Annotated in this window: 10 protein-coding genes and 1 pseudogene; 6 read left to right on the top strand and 5 right to left on the bottom strand. The window is 72.7% G+C overall.

Annotation, left to right across the window (positions count from 1 at the left end; genetic code table 11):
* Window positions 1-412 precede the first annotated feature (412 nt).
* Window positions 413-586: pseudogene (locus ACFC51_RS19600) on the top strand (DUF6355 family natural product biosynthesis protein); the annotation flags it as partial.
* A gap of 155 nt (window positions 587-741) precedes the next feature.
* On the opposite strand, the gene ACFC51_RS19595 reads toward ACFC51_RS19600, so the two are convergent.
* On the bottom strand, window positions 742-1,008 hold the full coding sequence (locus ACFC51_RS19595; protein WP_376369014.1) for a hypothetical protein: 267 nt from the start codon (window positions 1,006-1,008) through the stop codon (window positions 742-744).
* Window positions 1,009-1,252: 244 nt separating this feature from the next.
* Window positions 1,253-2,083: a class I SAM-dependent methyltransferase gene (locus tag ACFC51_RS19590; protein WP_376369013.1), complete on the bottom strand. Its 831-nt coding sequence runs from the start codon at window positions 2,081-2,083 to the stop codon at window positions 1,253-1,255.
* A gap of 60 nt (window positions 2,084-2,143) precedes the next feature.
* On the opposite strand from ACFC51_RS19590, the gene ACFC51_RS19585 reads away from it, so the two are divergent.
* Window positions 2,144-2,743: a TetR family transcriptional regulator gene (locus ACFC51_RS19585; protein ID WP_376369012.1), complete on the top strand. Its 600-nt coding sequence runs from the start codon at window positions 2,144-2,146 to the stop codon at window positions 2,741-2,743.
* Window positions 2,744-2,837: 94 nt separating this feature from the next.
* Here the strand turns inward: ACFC51_RS19585 and ACFC51_RS19580 are convergent, their stop codons facing one another.
* The 3 genes from ACFC51_RS19580 to ACFC51_RS19570 all read right to left on the bottom strand — a co-directional run bounded on the left by ACFC51_RS19580 (window position 2,838) and on the right by ACFC51_RS19570 (window position 6,496).
* Window positions 2,838-4,415, bottom strand: a complete 1,578-nt coding sequence (locus ACFC51_RS19580; RefSeq protein WP_376529849.1) for a purple acid phosphatase family protein — start codon at window positions 4,413-4,415, stop codon at window positions 2,838-2,840.
* Between the two features lie 212 nt (window positions 4,416-4,627).
* A complete protein-coding gene (locus ACFC51_RS19575) occupies window positions 4,628-5,653 on the bottom strand; it encodes an alcohol dehydrogenase catalytic domain-containing protein (RefSeq protein WP_376529847.1) in 1,026 nt (341 codons plus the stop codon).
* A 243-nt stretch (window positions 5,654-5,896) separates the two neighbouring features.
* On the bottom strand, window positions 5,897-6,496 hold the full coding sequence (locus ACFC51_RS19570) for a GPP34 family phosphoprotein (RefSeq protein ID WP_376369009.1): 600 nt from the start codon (window positions 6,494-6,496) through the stop codon (window positions 5,897-5,899).
* Window positions 6,497-6,767: 271 nt separating this feature from the next.
* Here ACFC51_RS19570 and ACFC51_RS19565 point away from each other — a divergent pair, with 271 nt between their 5' ends.
* The 4 genes from ACFC51_RS19565 to ACFC51_RS19550 all read left to right on the top strand — a co-directional run bounded on the left by ACFC51_RS19565 (window position 6,768) and on the right by ACFC51_RS19550 (window position 15,450).
* Window positions 6,768-7,523, top strand: coding sequence for a DUF1838 family protein (locus ACFC51_RS19565; RefSeq protein ID WP_376369008.1), 756 nt, complete (start codon window positions 6,768-6,770; stop codon window positions 7,521-7,523).
* 618 nt (window positions 7,524-8,141) lie between these two features.
* Window positions 8,142-9,002, top strand: coding sequence for a DUF4132 domain-containing protein (locus tag ACFC51_RS19560; protein ID WP_376369007.1), 861 nt, complete (start codon window positions 8,142-8,144; stop codon window positions 9,000-9,002).
* The gene (locus ACFC51_RS19555) at window positions 8,999-14,224 is read left to right on the top strand and encodes a hypothetical protein (protein WP_376529845.1); all 5,226 of its coding nucleotides are present in this window, start codon (window positions 8,999-9,001) and stop codon (window positions 14,222-14,224) included. Before ACFC51_RS19560 ends, ACFC51_RS19555 begins: the two co-directional genes overlap by 4 nt.
* Window positions 14,221-15,450 carry an AAA family ATPase gene (locus ACFC51_RS19550; protein WP_376529844.1) on the top strand — a complete coding sequence of 410 codons (1,230 nt, stop codon included), beginning with the start codon at window positions 14,221-14,223 and terminating at the stop codon, window positions 15,448-15,450. The genes ACFC51_RS19555 and ACFC51_RS19550 overlap by 4 nt, the downstream gene beginning before the upstream one ends.
* Window positions 15,451-15,452 lie beyond the last annotated feature (2 nt).

The raw sequence follows: 15,452 nt of genomic DNA, 5'->3' as shown, positions 1-15,452 counted from the left end.
GGGCGCCTCGGCGCCTCGGCGAGCGGGCTCTCCCCCGCGTCTGGAACTTCTCCGCACCTTGCGCGAGCCGGGTACGGCCCTGACCACGATTCGACGAGTACAGGAGCGCGAGCCCTCGGTGGCGGACGTCGCCGAGGCGCACGCCGAGGCCGTGGACGTGCAGATCCGTTCGTACCGGATGAGCCGGACGGCCGCGGGCCGGGCGACTGGGCGTACTCTCGGATCCCGGTGCACCCTGGCCCATCCAGGCCCTGCGCCATGACCACGCCTTACCGCTTACCGCCGACGTGGCGGACCGCCGGAATCGCACCCGCTCTCAGTGACTCCGAACTGGTCACCGCACCTGCGATGTCGGCGCTCTGCTCCGCTGTGCTTCAGGGCGGAGGCGGCTGCGGCCCACTGGGACTCCCGGATGCTGCACCGGAAGAAGCCGCAGGGCACGGCCGCCGGGTACAACCACTGCGGCGAGACGACAGTGATGGTCCATGTCGACGTCAGAGGGGGCGGCAGTGCGAACGACTACCACCTCTGTGTCAGTCCCAGCCGCACGCAACTGCCGGGCGCGGGACCCGGCTACCTCAACGCGTACTGCATCGGCGGTGCGGATGCCGAAGCGGGCAGCGCACCGGACACACGCCTCACTGAGACAGGGGCGACGTGGCTCCACGCCGTCCTGACGCGGCGCTGTGGCGCGAGTGCCCACGCTCCGGCGGGACTGGCACTCGGGGCAGGGCCCCGGAGTCACCCCGTCGACTCGTCCGGGGTGGGCTGTTCCGGGTGGACTCCGGCATTCCGGGCGGCGGTGCGGCCGGAGCCGGCCTCGTCCGGGTCGGGATGGCCGGGCTCGGCATCCGACTCCGCCTCGGGGCGTTCGACGCCCGGCGGAAGAACCACGTCGAGGGCGTCCTCGCTCTCCTGGACCTGCTGGTCGGGCATGTCTGCGGGTATCGGCGGCGGGCTGGGCTCGGCCCCGGTGTAGGCGATCCCTGAGGGCCTTCGGTCGGTCATGTCTTCGCTCCCGTCGATGTGCGCCCGCTCTGGTGCGGGGCGGCCGGTGTCGCACCTCGCGTACCCACTGACCACCGGACGACGCGTACGGGGTCGCATCAGCGACGCTCCGTTCAGGACGAAGCGCCGCCTGCCCCGGCACCGATCGGGCTCCGCCTCGACGCGTCGCACCGGCCGGTGGGCGTGTCACCGCCTCCACGGACAACCCGTCATCGACGGCGGCCCGCCGGGCCGGCCGTCACGGTCAGGGCCTGTCGGAACGGATCGAGGTGACCGCCACAGTGGTGTACGGCACGGTGACGGCGCCGCCGAGCGCGTCGATCACGGCCCCGACACCGTCCAGGACATCGGCCAGTTCGTCCGCCGCAAGTCCGGTGAGGGCGCCGAAGGTGGGGAGCTGGTCCAGCCATTGTTCCCGGGTGTAGGTGCGCTCCCAGACGAAGTGCCACTGGTCCGGCTCGCTGAACCTGCCCGTCCGCCGGATCCCGTCGGCGATTCTCGCGAAGAGCGGCTGGGCCGCGTCCAGGGACGGTCCCTTCACCGCGCCGAGATCGACCGGGGAGTCGGGGGCGACGCGCCGGTGCGCCTCGGCTAGCGCGTCGGCCACCGCCTCCGGCAGCTGGGGGACGTGGTGGAAGGGGGCGAGCAGGCCACCGGGCCGGAGGACCTGGGCGGCCTTGGCCGAGCCGGCGAAGGGATCCACCCAGTGCCAGGCGGTGCCGGCGACGACCGCGTCGAACTGCCGTCCGGCCGGCTGCCAGTCCTCGAAGCGGGCGACCTCGACCTCGACCCGGCCGCGTCGCGCGAAGGCGGCCATCCGCTCGTCGGGCTCGATCCCGAGCACCGTGCAGCCGGCCGCCCGAAACTGTCTGGCTTCGATGCCCGTCCCGGCCCCCACATCCAGGACATCCCGGCCCGGACTCGTCGCGAGGATCCGGTCCACCAGGGCATCCGGATACGGCGGCCGCGCACGGTCGTAGCGTTCGGCGTCGACGCCGAACGACTGGGCCACCTTCCGGTGGCGGTGGGGCTCGGAACCGGAAGGGTCCGGCTGCCCCTGCACTAGAGTGGGCATCCGCCCACTCTAGTGGGCGGATGCCCACGTATGGAACCGGGCGGAACGGAAAGAGACACGATGCCGTCAGGGGTACACATCCACAACGTGCGCGGCCAGTTGTTCGCCGCTGCCGAGCGGGTCCTGGTCCGGGACGGGCCCGAGGCTCTGACCAGTCGCGCGGTCACGGAGGAGGCGAACTGCGCCAAGGGCGTGCTCCACCGGCACTTCACCGACTTCGACACCTTCCTGACCGAACTGATCCTCGACCGCGTCCACGGAATCGAGGACCGGGCCGCGGTCCTGAGCGCGGCCGCGGGGACCGGGAGCGTGGTGGAGAACCTGACCGAAGCACTGCGGGACCTGTTCGGCCCGGTGACGGTGGCGATCGTCGCGCTCATCATCTTCCGCGACGGTCTGCGCGCTCGGCTGCGCCGAGCCGGACTCACCGGCATCCCGCTGGTCATGCAGGCGACCTCCGCGCTCGCCGCCTACCTTGCCGCCGAGCGGGAGCTGGGACGCCTGTCCGACGACACCGACATCGACACGCTCGCCCCGACCCTGGTCGGCGCAGCGCACCTGCTGTTCGCCGACCGGACGAGCGCCCCGCCCCGGACCGCCGCCATCCGAAGGACGGTGAACGGCGTCGTCGCAGGCGCCCTGCGGCCACCGCGCGCGTGAGGTCCGCACCCGGACCGCTCCCCCTCCGGCGCTCCCCCGCACGCCGGCCCCTCACGAGCCGGCAGACGACGACTCCGCCCCTGCACGAGGCCCTTCACCCTCGGCGGATCTCGAAGTGGTCGATGCGCTCCCCCGACTCGGCGAGCGCCGTGACCTTCATCCTGGCGTGCCGGCCGGGCTCCACCTCCACCGCGAGGAAGGAGAAGCCGGTGTAGCGCACCCGGGACCACTCCACCGTCTCGGCCGCCTTACCGCCGCCCTTGGCCACGTGGTACGTGTTCACGCTCTCCAGGTCCGCGACGTGCCCCTCGTAGCTGTCCGGTACCGGGAAGTCGTACAGCGCCTTGCCTGCGCCGCCTGCCGTGACGTACACGATGCCGTCGCGGGTCGGGTCGGTGCGCTCGCCGATGGGGACCGTGCGACGGACCGCGTTCTTCAGGATCGCGTCGGTGCGCTCGTAGACGTGGTTGTGGCCGTTGACGACCAGGTCCACCTGGTGCTTCTCGAAGAGCGGCACCCATGCGTCGCGCACGCCGCCGTCCGAGGCGTGCGCGTTGGTCGTGGAGAACGCGCAGTGGTGGAAGAACACCACGACGAAGTCGATGTCCTTGCGGGCACGCAGCTCTCCCAGCCGCCGGTCCAGCCAGCGCGTCTGCTTGCCGTCACTGATGCCGAAGTTGGCGGGGATCTCGTACGAGACGTCGTTGGCGTCGAGCGCGACCACGCCGACGTTGCCGTGCGTGAAGGAGTAGGCGCCCGGCTGTCCGACGGGATCCGGTCCGTTGTCCGGAAGCGTCCAGCGGGCGTTCTGGCCGCCGTAGCCGTCGGGCGAGTACCAGGCCTCCATGTCGTGGTTTCCGGTGGTCACCATCCACGGCACGGTCTTGGCCACCGTCTCCGTCTGGGCCAGGAACTGGTCCCAGGTGCGGGCGTCGTAGGAATCGGTGGGCTGCCCGGACCCGGACGGGTCGGCGTAGCAGATGTCGCCCGCGTGCAGGTGGAAGGCCGGGTTCTGACCCAGGATCAGCTGGTCGTTGCCGAGCGCGTGGTAGCTGACCCCCTGGTCGCCGAAGGCCGTGAAGGTGAAGGGCTCGGCGCGCTCGGGCGCGGTGGTGAACGTGCCGAGCGTGCCGAGGTTGCGGGTGTCCGCGGGGTCGAATCCGTCGTGACCCACGCCGTAGTAGTACGCCGTCCCGGGCTTGAGCCTTTCGAGGGCCGCGTGTACGTAGAACTGCTCGGCGGCCGCGATCCTGCCGTTGTTGAGCAGAGGCGTCGTCAGGTGCCTGATCTCGGCGTCGATCCTGTGACTGAGCGCCCAGGGCTCGAGGCCGATCCGGATGTAGGGGCGCTTCACGGCGAACGGGACCTGCCAGGAGACCGTCATCTGCGTCTTCGCGTCGGCCCCGTACGCGAGGTGCCGGCCGAAGGGGGCCACCAGCGAGCCGTCCACCTGCGTCGAGCTGCTGCGCGAGTTCGTCGTGGCCGGTGTGGCGGCCTGGGCGGGCGGCGAGGTGATCCCCGAAGCCACACCGACCCCCGCGACGGCCGCGGTGGCCGCACTCGTGCGGAGCACACCGCGCCGGGTCAGCCGGGCGCGCAGGTATGCGTGCTGCTCGGCCATGGTCATGCGGTCGGCGAGCTTCTCGGGAATTCCGAATCGGGGGATGTCCATGTCCGAGAACATCCACGGGTCTCATGACGGCACCCCCTCGAATACATGAACGCTACACATACACGACCCCATGGGTCTGCATGGTGGACGTGACATGACAACGAGATGCTGCGGGCCGCTCACCTCCCCGGCTCGGGCCCGCCCCGCGGCACGGAGGCACCTGGTGCTGACGCCGGCCAGGAGCCGCTAGGCGGGCAGGGGCAGTGCGGACGTCAGGCGTTGGTGAGGACCATGCGGAAGCGGGCGGCACCGGAGAGCATCTTCCGGTACGCCTCGCCCACCTCGGCCAGGGGCACGGTCTCCGCTGTGGGACGGATGCCGTGAAGGGCACTGAAGTCCATGGTGTCCTGCACGTCCTGCGCCGTACCGGAGGGATGACCGCGCACGGTCCTGCCCGGCATGATGAGCTGGAGCGGGCTGATTCCCAACGGTTCGGGTGTGACTCCGATGACCACGAGCTCGCCCCGGTGCGCCAGTCCGTCGACGGTCGCCGTGATGGCCTCGGAATTGCCTGCGGTGGCCAGTACCACCTTGGCGCCTCCCAGGGACCGCAGCGCATCCGCCACCGGAGTCGCCCCGGTGCTGTCGATGTAGTGGTGCGCCCCGAATCCCCCGGCCATACCGGCCTTCTCAGGTCCTCGCGCGATGGCCACCGTCTCGAATCCCATGGCCACCGCGAACTGCACACCGAGGTGCCCCAGGCCACCCAGGCCCAGCACGGCGACACGGTCGCCCGGCACCGCCGGACTGCGCCGCAGCCCGTTGTAGGTGGTGACTCCCGCGCAGGCCAGGGGACCTGCGTCCACCGCCGACAGCGCCTCCGGGATGCGTGCCAGAGCGTCCACCGGTGCGATCATGGCCTCGGCGAAGCCCCCGTCGTAGGCCCAGCCCGGGACCTTCAGGTTCTCGCAAACGATGAAGTCACCCTGTCTGCAGGCGGTGCAGTGCCGGCAGCTCCCTCCGAACCAGCCCACCGTGACCCGGTCCCCCACCTGCCAGCCGGCCTCCCCGGCCCCCTCTCCCAGCTTCGCGATGCGTCCGGCGGCCTCGTGACCCGGGACGAGAGGAAACCGCACGCCGGGCATGCCGCCGGTGACGAAGGCGTCGTCGCTGTGGCAGATCCCGCATGCCTCGACCGACAGGCGTACGTGGCCCGGGCCCGGTTCGGGCACCTCGCGTTCGACGATCTCGAAGGGGCCGTTCGCGGTAGCGACCTGCGCGGCTCGGTAGGTGCCCATGGCTGCCTCCGTGATCAGGAAAGGGAGCGGGCAGCGGCAGCGCTCGGCGCGGGGGCGGCGGAACCCGCTCGCCCGGCGCTTCGGCCACAGCTGCCGGATCGCCCGGTCGGAGAGGCGCGAGCTGCTCTCCCGTCCGGAGTTCGCGCTCCCGGCGGGCGTCGGCGGACCCTTCCATCGCACCATCGCCTGCCCGGCCCGGCAACAGGTGCAGGACTCCCCCACCCGGCCCGCAGGACCTCCGTCTCAGTAGCCGCGCCAGATGTTGTCGAAGGCCGCCCCTTCGATCGATCTGCGCTGCCTTTCGGCGGCCAGTTCGGTGATGGCGTGGTGGACCGCGGTCAGTACGGCACCCTGGTCGTCCTCCAGACCGGCCAGCGTGTCGTCCGACACCTCCCCGATCCCGGCGGCGGCCGCGAGGCCCGCGAGGACGGGTTCGCCGGCCGTCCAGCGGTCGTTCGCCCTGGTGAGGGCAGACGTGTCGGCGTCTGCCGGACGGGCCCTGCGAAAGGGGTGCCGGGCACGTGCCGGCGTTCCGATGCCCGCTGCTTCGAGGTCGGCGCGATAGCGCTCGGCCAGCTCCGGGCCCCGGCGCCACAGCCAGTCCTCCACCGTGTCGTGAGGTGGACGTCCCGTGACGGTCGATGCGGCCTCCAGCAGCAGAGCGCTCTCGGTCCGGGGCGTCGCGCCGGGTACGAGGCGCTCTCCGTCGAGGGTCACGGCTCCGGCACCGATGAGATCGATGAGTTCGGCTCCCGCCAGCGCCAGCGACACATCGCCCGGCTCGACGCCGGGGTCGGTGTCCGGAGCTGCGGCGATGATCGACAAGTCCTGGGCTGTGGTCATGTACGACTCCAGGTGGGCGGGACGGCGATGGTTGCCGGGCCGAGCGGCACACGGTGGGCACCCCGGATGCGGACCAGGAAGATCCCGGCTTTCCGGACCACGATAGGCGCAGGCGACCCGTCGGTCCGCTCGAACACGGATACGCGTCCGGCGTTCCCGCGAGGGAGCAGCATCATGGTGACAGGCCGGGAGGAGCGGTGTTCCGGCCCCTTCGGGCCGGCCCCGGGTGTTTCCCGCCCGCCCTGCGCGGTGATCGCGCACAGTGGTCCGTATGACGACACCCGCCGAACTTCTCCGCTCCTTCGCGCGCACCCGGGCTTCGCTCGACGGCGAGGAGGTCACGTACTGGTGGTCCGGCGACATCTACTCCTGGGCTCCCGACGAGCCCTACCAGCGCATCCTCGGCTTCGAAGGACTCAATGTCGCCCGGCTTGTCGAGGACGTCGAAGCCGGGCCCGACTCCTACCAACTGCTCACCCGCGAAGCCGCCTTCTACCTCGACCCCACCACCCGGGACATCCTGCGGACCTGGCAGGACCTGCCGGTGGTGCACGTCTGGAACGACCCGGCCAACCAGAAGTGGCGTCCCTTCCCGATCCCCACGACCGAGCTCGGCGGACAGGTCTGCTTCAGCTTGGAGATCCCTCTCGCCTATCCCTCGCCGCTGTCGGTGGCGCAGTACCCCGTCCACTCGGCCGGCGACACGTACAAGGCGCTGGAACTCTTCCAGTTCTACGCAGACCGCGCCGACCTCGCCGGCCCGGCTCCCGGCGTCCCGGCCACCATGTCGTGGACCCGCATGTCCCCGTGGCTCCCGTGGATGGCCCGCGGACAGCGGCCGGGCGGCCTCACCTTCCACTGCCGGGGCCGCAAGCTCGGCTCGTACGCCGAGGTCCCGGAGCGCACCCGCGCCTTCATCGCAGACCACCAGCCTGAGTTCGCCCACGCTCCGGAGAGGTGGAGCGAGCCGAACGAGACCAGTTGGACCTACTTCCGCAAGCTCCGTCCGACGGACGGCACGGCGTAGGCCCCCACCGCTTCCTGATCCACGCCGAACGCCGGCTCGACGGCGCCCGTGCCGTGGCCCTGAGGAGGCGCAAGGCCTCCTCAGCCCACGGCACGGCCCTCGTGCAGGGATCCGGCTCCGGTTCCACCCGGGCCCCACCGGGCGGCGGGAGCCGGATGAAGCATCACCGGGCCGGAAGCGCGGGAGGGGCCGTCCGGCTCGACGCCGAGGCGGCCCGTCCGTCATGCACCGGTGGCGGCCTCCTGGATCCGCGGCTCGAACTCCCGTCGTCGAGCGGGTTCGCGAAGCGCCGGACACCCCCGGACCCTCGGAGCACGCCGTTCACGTCAGGCACTTCGCGCCTCGTCCGGGTTCCGTCGAAGCCGCGGCCCATGCCCGGACTGAGCCATCCGGCCGGCAGGGGCCCCTCACGGCAGGCGGCAACGTGCGAAGCCTGCGCGCCGGATGCCTTTCGACCGCTGGTCGCACGGGCTCGTACGGTCAGACGGACGGGCCCCGAACGCATTGTCACTGGTGCCGCCTAGAGTCTCTCTCACTCGTCACGGTGCGTCGCCGTCGACGGGTCTCATCAGCGTGCCGGCAGACCGGCGGCGTCAAGAACATCGGGGAGAACAGCGCATGGGGTGGGTTCCGGCGGGCGACTACGAAGTCGCTCTGGAGGCGGGCACGGTGGTGTGCCGCAACGGGAAGGGCCGGCGGCTGAAGTCCGTCCCGGCGAAGTTGAAGGACGACCCGGCGGTCGTGGGCCTCCGGCAACTCACCGAGTGGCTGGAGCGGCACGAACGCCGGTGCCTGGCCGACGTCGAGCAGTGGATGGTGCGTTCGCTGCCCGTTCCCACGGCGGTCCTCGCCCAGGTGTGGCCCGACCCGGCGTGGCAGGCCGCCCTGCGGGACGTCGTGGTGACCGGCGTGGACGGCGGGGTCGCCGGATTCCTCCGGGATGTCGACCCGGAGCGCGGGCTCGGCCTGGTCGATCTGGACGGCGACACCGTCCGCATCACCCCGGACGTCGTCAGGGTCCCTCACCCCGTCCTCCTCGACGACCTGGACGACCTCCGGGAGTTCGCGGTCGAACTGGGGGTACGCCAGAACGTGGAGCAGCTGTTCCGCGAGGTGTGGCACCGCCCGCCGGGTCTCGCCCCGGACACCACCTCCGTCGACACCTACGCCGGTGGTGTGTTCAAGGAACTGCGGTTCCTGCACGGCCGCGTCACCCAGCTCGGGTACCGGTCGCGCGGCGGGTACGCGGTCTGCCCCGTCGTCGAGAACGGCGCCACCGTCGAGGCCCGCATCTGGATCGGCGAACACGACGGCTACGACGCGTACGGCACGGAAACGGGTCCCCTGGGCTGGACCGATCCCTCGGGGCGCGCCGTGCCGGCGGCCGAGGTCGGACCCGTCACGTGGTCCGAGGGCATGCGCATGGCGGCGGCGCTCTACGCCGGCCGCGACGTGGCGGACGAGGAGCGGGCGGCATGAACACCACGACGACGAACACCACGACGACGAACAGCGGCATGACCACGACGGCCAACACCACGGCGCACAAGACGGCAGCGAACATGACAGCATCGGACACCTCGTCCCTCCACGCCCGGACACATGGCGAGGGCACCTCCGCCTCCGCCTCCGAAGCCCGCGCCACGGCGCTGCTGGACGCCGGTGCGGTCCTCCCCCTCGGCTCCACCGCCAGGGACGACGCCGATGTGCTGACCGCCCGCACCTACACGCACACCGCGCTCGGGGACCGCTCCGTCGTCCGCCTCGTGCCCGGCACGCTCGGTGAAGCCGAGGACCTGGCCCTGGAGTTCCTCGGGCTGGCCCGGACCGACGAGGCCCCCGTGGTGGGCCAGGTGCGCCGCGAGACGCTGGGCTTCCCGGCCTGGGCCCTGGTCAACGATCCGGCCAACGGGCACCACGCCCTGGCCCTGGTCAAGGACATCGAACGGCTGGGCCGCCAGGCCAGAACCCGTGCCGGAGCGGCCAAGGAAGGCTTCGACGCACTCGGCACCCGGCTCGGCAGGGCCGTGCCCCACTTCCTGCCCACTTACTACGAGCAGGTGGCGCGCCTCTTCCTCCAGGCGGAGAACACCAGCTACGCCGCCTCCTTCTTCGGCAAGGCCCGGGAGGCCGAGCGGGTGCACGGGCTGGTCGTGGACGAGGACCGGCAGCGTGCCGTCTTCCTCGAGTTCGCCTTCGCGGGCGCGCTGACCGTCAAGGCACTCCGGCAGTACGTGCGTGACCTGGTGGCGCGGCTCGCACCGGCGGACGCCTGGGCGCAGTACCGCCGTCTGCTGGTGGAACGCTGCGCCGCCGGCATGCCGCCGTACGCGGCACTGCCGCAGGATGTGCGCGCGCTGGTCAAGGCCGCGGGGCTGGACCGTGAGGCCGCCGAACGCGAACTGGTGGCCGACCTGGTCGACTCGCCGGGAATCGTCCGCGCCCCCGCCTCGTTCTGGACCGCCTACCGACCCGCACTCGTCACCCTCGCCCAGCAGGACACCGCCGTGCGCGCCCGGCTCCTCGGTTTCTTTCCGGAGAGCTTCAGCGAGAGCGGCCGGGACTCGGACGGCGAGAACGGCTGGCTCGCGCTGCTGGCGGAATCCGGCGCCGAGAGCATGCTCACCGCCCTCCCCGGAACCTCCGGCTCCGCCGACCCCGGTGCCCCGTCCGTCTCCCCCGCGGACTGGCTCGCCCGCTGGGAGGCGCACCGCCGTCGCAACCGTGCCACCTCCGGCCGGAGCCCGCAGACCCTCGACCTGGTCGGCCGGATGGCGGACCGGCTGCGCGCCGACGGGCGCCCCGTGGAGTTGTTCCAGGGGCGTTGGCAGCGCACCGCCGACCTCGACCTCCTCGACCTCTGCCTGGCGTCCGGCGTCCCCGTCGCCGAGCCGGACGACCAGGACACGGGCACCGCGCAGCTCCCCGGCGTCGCGCTCGGCCCGTGGCTCGCCGACACCGCGCCCGGAGCGCGCGCTCTGACCGCAGTAGCCGAACGGCCGGTCTTCCGTGCCCTGCTGGCCCGGACCGTCGGCAGCCTCGGCGGCGGGCGCGGCCAGCGGCTGGCCGACTCGGGTATGGCGAAGCTCGCGGCGCACCCCGTGCTCTCCGAGGTCCTGCGGGAGTGGCTCACGGCCCGCGCCGAGGAGTACACGGCCGCGCAAGGCCTCCCCGGGCTGCACACCGCCCTCAACAAGCTCTCGGCGTTCCGCGCCGTGGTCACCGAGGTCGCCCCGGAGGCGGTGAGGCTGCTCGAGGGCCACGACGTCGTCCCGCTGCTCGCCTCGACCCTGCGCACGGGCGTCCTCGACGAGCTGGGCTGGCCCGCACTGGACGAGACCTACGCCGAGCTGGCCGCGGAGGCCGCCGCCACGCGGCAGCACCGCAACCGGTCGGAAGGCGTCGGTGTCACCGGTGCATGGCCCGCGCTGGTCCTGAACACCTTCGAGCGGGCCGTCGTGGTCGGCCCGGACGGTGTGCTGCTGGAGCACACCCTGCGGCTGCCCGCAGGCGTCGACCAGTGGCGGACGCCCGCCTTCCGTTACGTCGACGGCGAACTGCTGGTCATCTGGTGGGAGGACGGCAAGCAGCGCGGCTACTGGTCGCACCGCCCCGCCGAGGTGTTCACCGTCGGCGGGGAGCAGATCCCCCGCTGGGGCGGCTCCGGACCCTCGGACGAGGTCTGCCTGCCCCTGCCCGGCGGCGGCCGCGCCACGGGCGGCAAGGCCCTGCACGCGGGCGACACCACCCTCCCGCCGCAGCGCGCCGTCCTCTCGGACGGGACCGGTCACTGGCGGGACGGCCACCAGGGCACGCAGCGGGTGTGGCTGGAGTACGACCCGGTGAGTGGCACGCACGGCCGCGCCTCCCTGCCTGCGTTCCTCCGTTCCGGCGTCCGGGAGGGCACGCGGCTGCTCGCCGAGCACTGCCAGGTCCTGCCCCTCCAGCCCGGCCTGGAGACCACCCCGTTCGGCACGGACGGCACGGTTCTCGGCCGCTGGGTCCGCCGAACGGTCTCCGAACCGGGCACGGCGGCACCTGCGGACGGACACCGCGTCGTCGTGGGCACCCCCGACGGCCACACCGTGAGCCTGCCGCACCCGCTGCCCGGCGGCGGCTCCCCGGTGCCGCTCGGGGCCCTCACCCTCCCCGGCGGATCACGCCCCGTCGTGGCCCTCGCCGGATCGTCCGTCGAGGCCCGCCCTGCGGACACGGAGGGCATCGGCGGAAGCCTCTGGTCCGTCCGCCCCGACTCCGCCGGCGGGAACGACGCCGCGGGAACGCCCTATGTCCCTCCCGTCGCCTTCTGGCACGCCCTGCGCCCGAGGGACGAACAGGGCTCCACCGCCCTGCGGAATCTGGCGGACTCCCGCGCGGAGGAGCTGTTCGACGAGGTCGCCAAGGCGGTCGCCCGGCACGCGGAGGCGTTCCGGGCCGTGAAGGACTACACGGGGCCCTCGTCGCGTGAGATGAGTCAGGACGCCGTCGCCCGGGTGCTGCCCGAGGTCTCCGACGCGCGGCTCCTCTCGGGCGTCACGGGTCTCGTCCGGACCGCGGTGGACAGGGCGGTCTCGGCCGCGCGTTTCCTGGATCCGCCCCAGCCCGTGGCCCCTCGGAGCACCGCCCGCACCCAGGGCATGTTCTTCGACCACTCGCCCGAGCACGGTGACGACACCACCCTGGTGCACGCCACCGCCTGGGGCAACGAGCGGATGCACGGCGGCTGGTGGGGAGGCGGGAGCCGGTGGACGGTGATCCAGCAGATACGCGCCGTCAACCACGTCCTCGGCGGTGAGCCGGCGTTCGGTCCGCCCGTGCAGTCCAAGGTGCCGTTCGTCCCCGTGGACGGCTGGCAGCGGGACGAGTACACCGTCCCCGGACAGTCCGCGGACTGGACCAGGCTGCTCGACATGCTGCCCGAACTTGCGTACCGCGCCGCCTCGGCCACGACCTCGCCCGAGCACCGGGCCGCCCTCGTGATCCTGCTCGACACGCTGGGTGAGGGCCCGTCGGCGGACCCGGCGGGCACGGTCCGGCAGGTGACGCTCGTCGAGCCGTACGTGGCCGGGACGACCGCACGGACACGGCCCGAGACCGTGCACCGCCTCGGGCAGGTGTTCCGCAAGGGCGCCCGCACCGTCGTGGTCCTCGCCGAGCGCGGCCGGAACTTCCGGGACGACTCGGCACGCTGGCTGGCCCTGGACCACGACCCCACCGGAGCCTTCGGTCCCGTCGCCGGTTTCACCCTGGACAACGAGTACGTGTACCGGCAGGGCATCGCCCGGGACCGGCTCACCCGGCTCACCGGCCTGGTTCGGGAGGAGGGACCGGCACCCTGGCGGCCCGAGGCGGCCGAGGCCTTCCACACGGCCACCGGGATCGGCCTCCTCCAGTCCGCCGCCCTGCTGTCGGCCGCCGTTCAGGAGCCGGGCGCAGCGGCGCTCGGGCTCCTGGGGGCGAAGACCCGTGCCTTCGAGGCGGCACAGGCCAGGCTGCAGGCTCTGCCCGGCACCGACCGGCACGCCTTGCTCCAGGCGCTGCTTCCCGCCGACCCGGCCGAACTCTGGTCCACGGGCCCGGACGTCCGGGCCGCCGCCGAGGTCTGGCAGGCACGCCTCGGCTCCCTCGTCCGCGTCCCTGAGGAACTGGACCTCGACCTGTCGGGCGCCACCCCCGGCGCCGTCGACCAGATCCTCAACCCGGTCTCCCGGACATGGCTGGCCCAGGGCTCCCCCGTCGAGGACGGCACGGGACGGCCCGGCCTGCGCCGGGTGAGCGCGTACGGCTCGCTGTCCACCGCCCTGACCGCGCTGCGAACTCTCGCCTACACGCTGCCGTACGGGCACCCCCTGCGGGCGCACCTGCCCGAAGGGCTCGCGGCTCTGCGCCGGACCCTCGCCGATCCGGACCTGGTGCTGGACCTCGGGCTGGACTGGACCGAGGACGGCAGCTCGATCGGCCCCGTCATCCGGTCCGCCCACCACCTTCCCGAGACCGGCGGTGCCGGCCCCGACGGCCTGGTCCGGGCCGGTGCGGCGCTGCTCCTCGCACCCGGCCACGGCACGAACGAGAAGCTGCTGATCCGCCCGGCCCTCCTGGAGGGCCCCGAGGACCCGGCGTTCGGCCTGGTCGAGGGCATCGTCGCCCGGTACCGGTCCGGTGAACTCCGTGCCCTGCGCACCCTGCTGGGCAAGGAGACCGACGCCCTGGTCTCGGCCGGTGCTCCTGACGGCACTCCGCTCCGCCCGGGCCAGGACCCGTCCCGGGTGGTCCCGGAGCTGGTGGCCGAGGCTGCCGGGGCCCTCGGGCTGAGTGCCGACGCCGCCGCGCTGTACCTGATGCTGCTGGCCCTGCCCGACCCGACGGACCGCAACTGCGTCCGCTGGAGCGAGTGGAAGCCCGCGCGGATCAAGAAGGCCCGGGCGGAGCTCACCGCCACCGGTCTGGTGGTGGAGGCCAAGCGCTCCCGTGCCGGCCGCACCCTGTTCCTCCCCTGCGGCTGGCTGGAACGCGGCACCCCCGGCCTGCCGCTGGAGACCTGGAAGGAACGCCTGTATCCCGTGGAAGGGTCCGCACGGACCCTTCCGGACATCTCCTTGCCCGATCTGTTCGCCGCAGCCTGGGCACGGGTCCGGGACGGCGACGCCCCCGCCTTCGAAGAACTGGAAACCCGCGCACCCCGGAAGGGCCGCCGCCGATGACGAGCGACACCACGACCACCAGCGCCCCCACGGACGGCGTCCCGGAGCAGGCGACGCCCCCCGCCGGTGCCTCCGGGAGGCGGAGCCGCCAGGTCACCCTGCCCGAGGACCGGTACGCCACCGAGCTGGCCTTCCTCGCCGCCCACGACTCGGGGCCGCGCCCGCCCGGCTGGCTGCTCACCCCGCGTGCGGTCGTCACCTTCGTGATGGGCAGCGCGGGCGAGGCGCTCGCGCTGCCGAAGTCCGCGCGGCCCGGCACCGGGGTGCCACGCCGTCTCGTGATCGAGCAGAAGTTCGTCGGCGACCGCGCCCTGGTCGAACGGTGCGTGGTCACCCTCGCCGGGGAGCGTGGGCTGCTCCTCGTCGGCGAGCCCGGCACCGCCAAGTCCATGCTCTCCGAGTTGCTGTCGGCGGCCGTCTGCGGGACGAGCGCGCTGACCGTCCAGGGTACGGCGGGCACCACCGAGGACCAGCTCAAGTACGGCTGGAACTACGCGCTGCTGCTCGCCCAGGGCCCCACCGAGCAGGCCCTGGTGCCCTCCCCGGTGCTCACCGCCATGACCCGGGGCGCCGTCGCCCGTGTCGAGGAGGTCACCCGGTGTCTGCCCGAGGTCCAGGACGCGCTCGTGTCGCTGCTCTCCGAGCGGCGGATCGCGGTGCCCGAACTCGCGGGCGGTGACAGCGCCCAGGTGCACGCCGCCCCGGGGTTCACTCTCATCGCCACCGCCAACCTGCGGGACAGGGGCGTCTCGGAGATGTCCGCCGCGCTGAAGCGGCGCTTCAACTTCGAGACCGTGCATCCGATCGGGGACGTGGACGCCGAGACGGCGCTCGTCCGGAGCCAGTCCCGGGCGGCCGTCGAACGGGCGGGCGCCGCCTACCAGGTGGACGACGCGGTCCTCGAGGCCCTCGTCACCGCTTTCCGCGACCTGAGGGAGGGCCGTTCCGTGGAGGGCTGGGAGGTCGAGCGTCCCTCCACGGTGATGAGCACGGCGGAAGCGGTCTCCGTCGCGGGAGCCCTGGGCCTGGCCACCGCCTATTTCCCCGGCGACCGGGACGTGCTCTCGCTCCTGCCCGGCCATCTGCTCGGTGTCGTACGCAAGGACGATCCTGCCGACGCGGCGCGGTTGCTGGGGTACTGGGACGGGCCGGTGCGCCGGCGCGCGGAGCAGGGTTCGGCCACCTGGCGTGCCCTGTGGGAGCTTCGCTCGGTGCTGGAGAGCTGACG

The organism is Streptomyces sp. NPDC055962, assembly GCF_042270185.1.
Lineage (GTDB): Bacteria > Actinomycetota > Actinomycetes > Streptomycetales > Streptomycetaceae > Streptomyces.
Note: the sequence above shows the minus strand (reverse complement) of the source record. Positions and strands in the feature narration are given on the sequence as shown.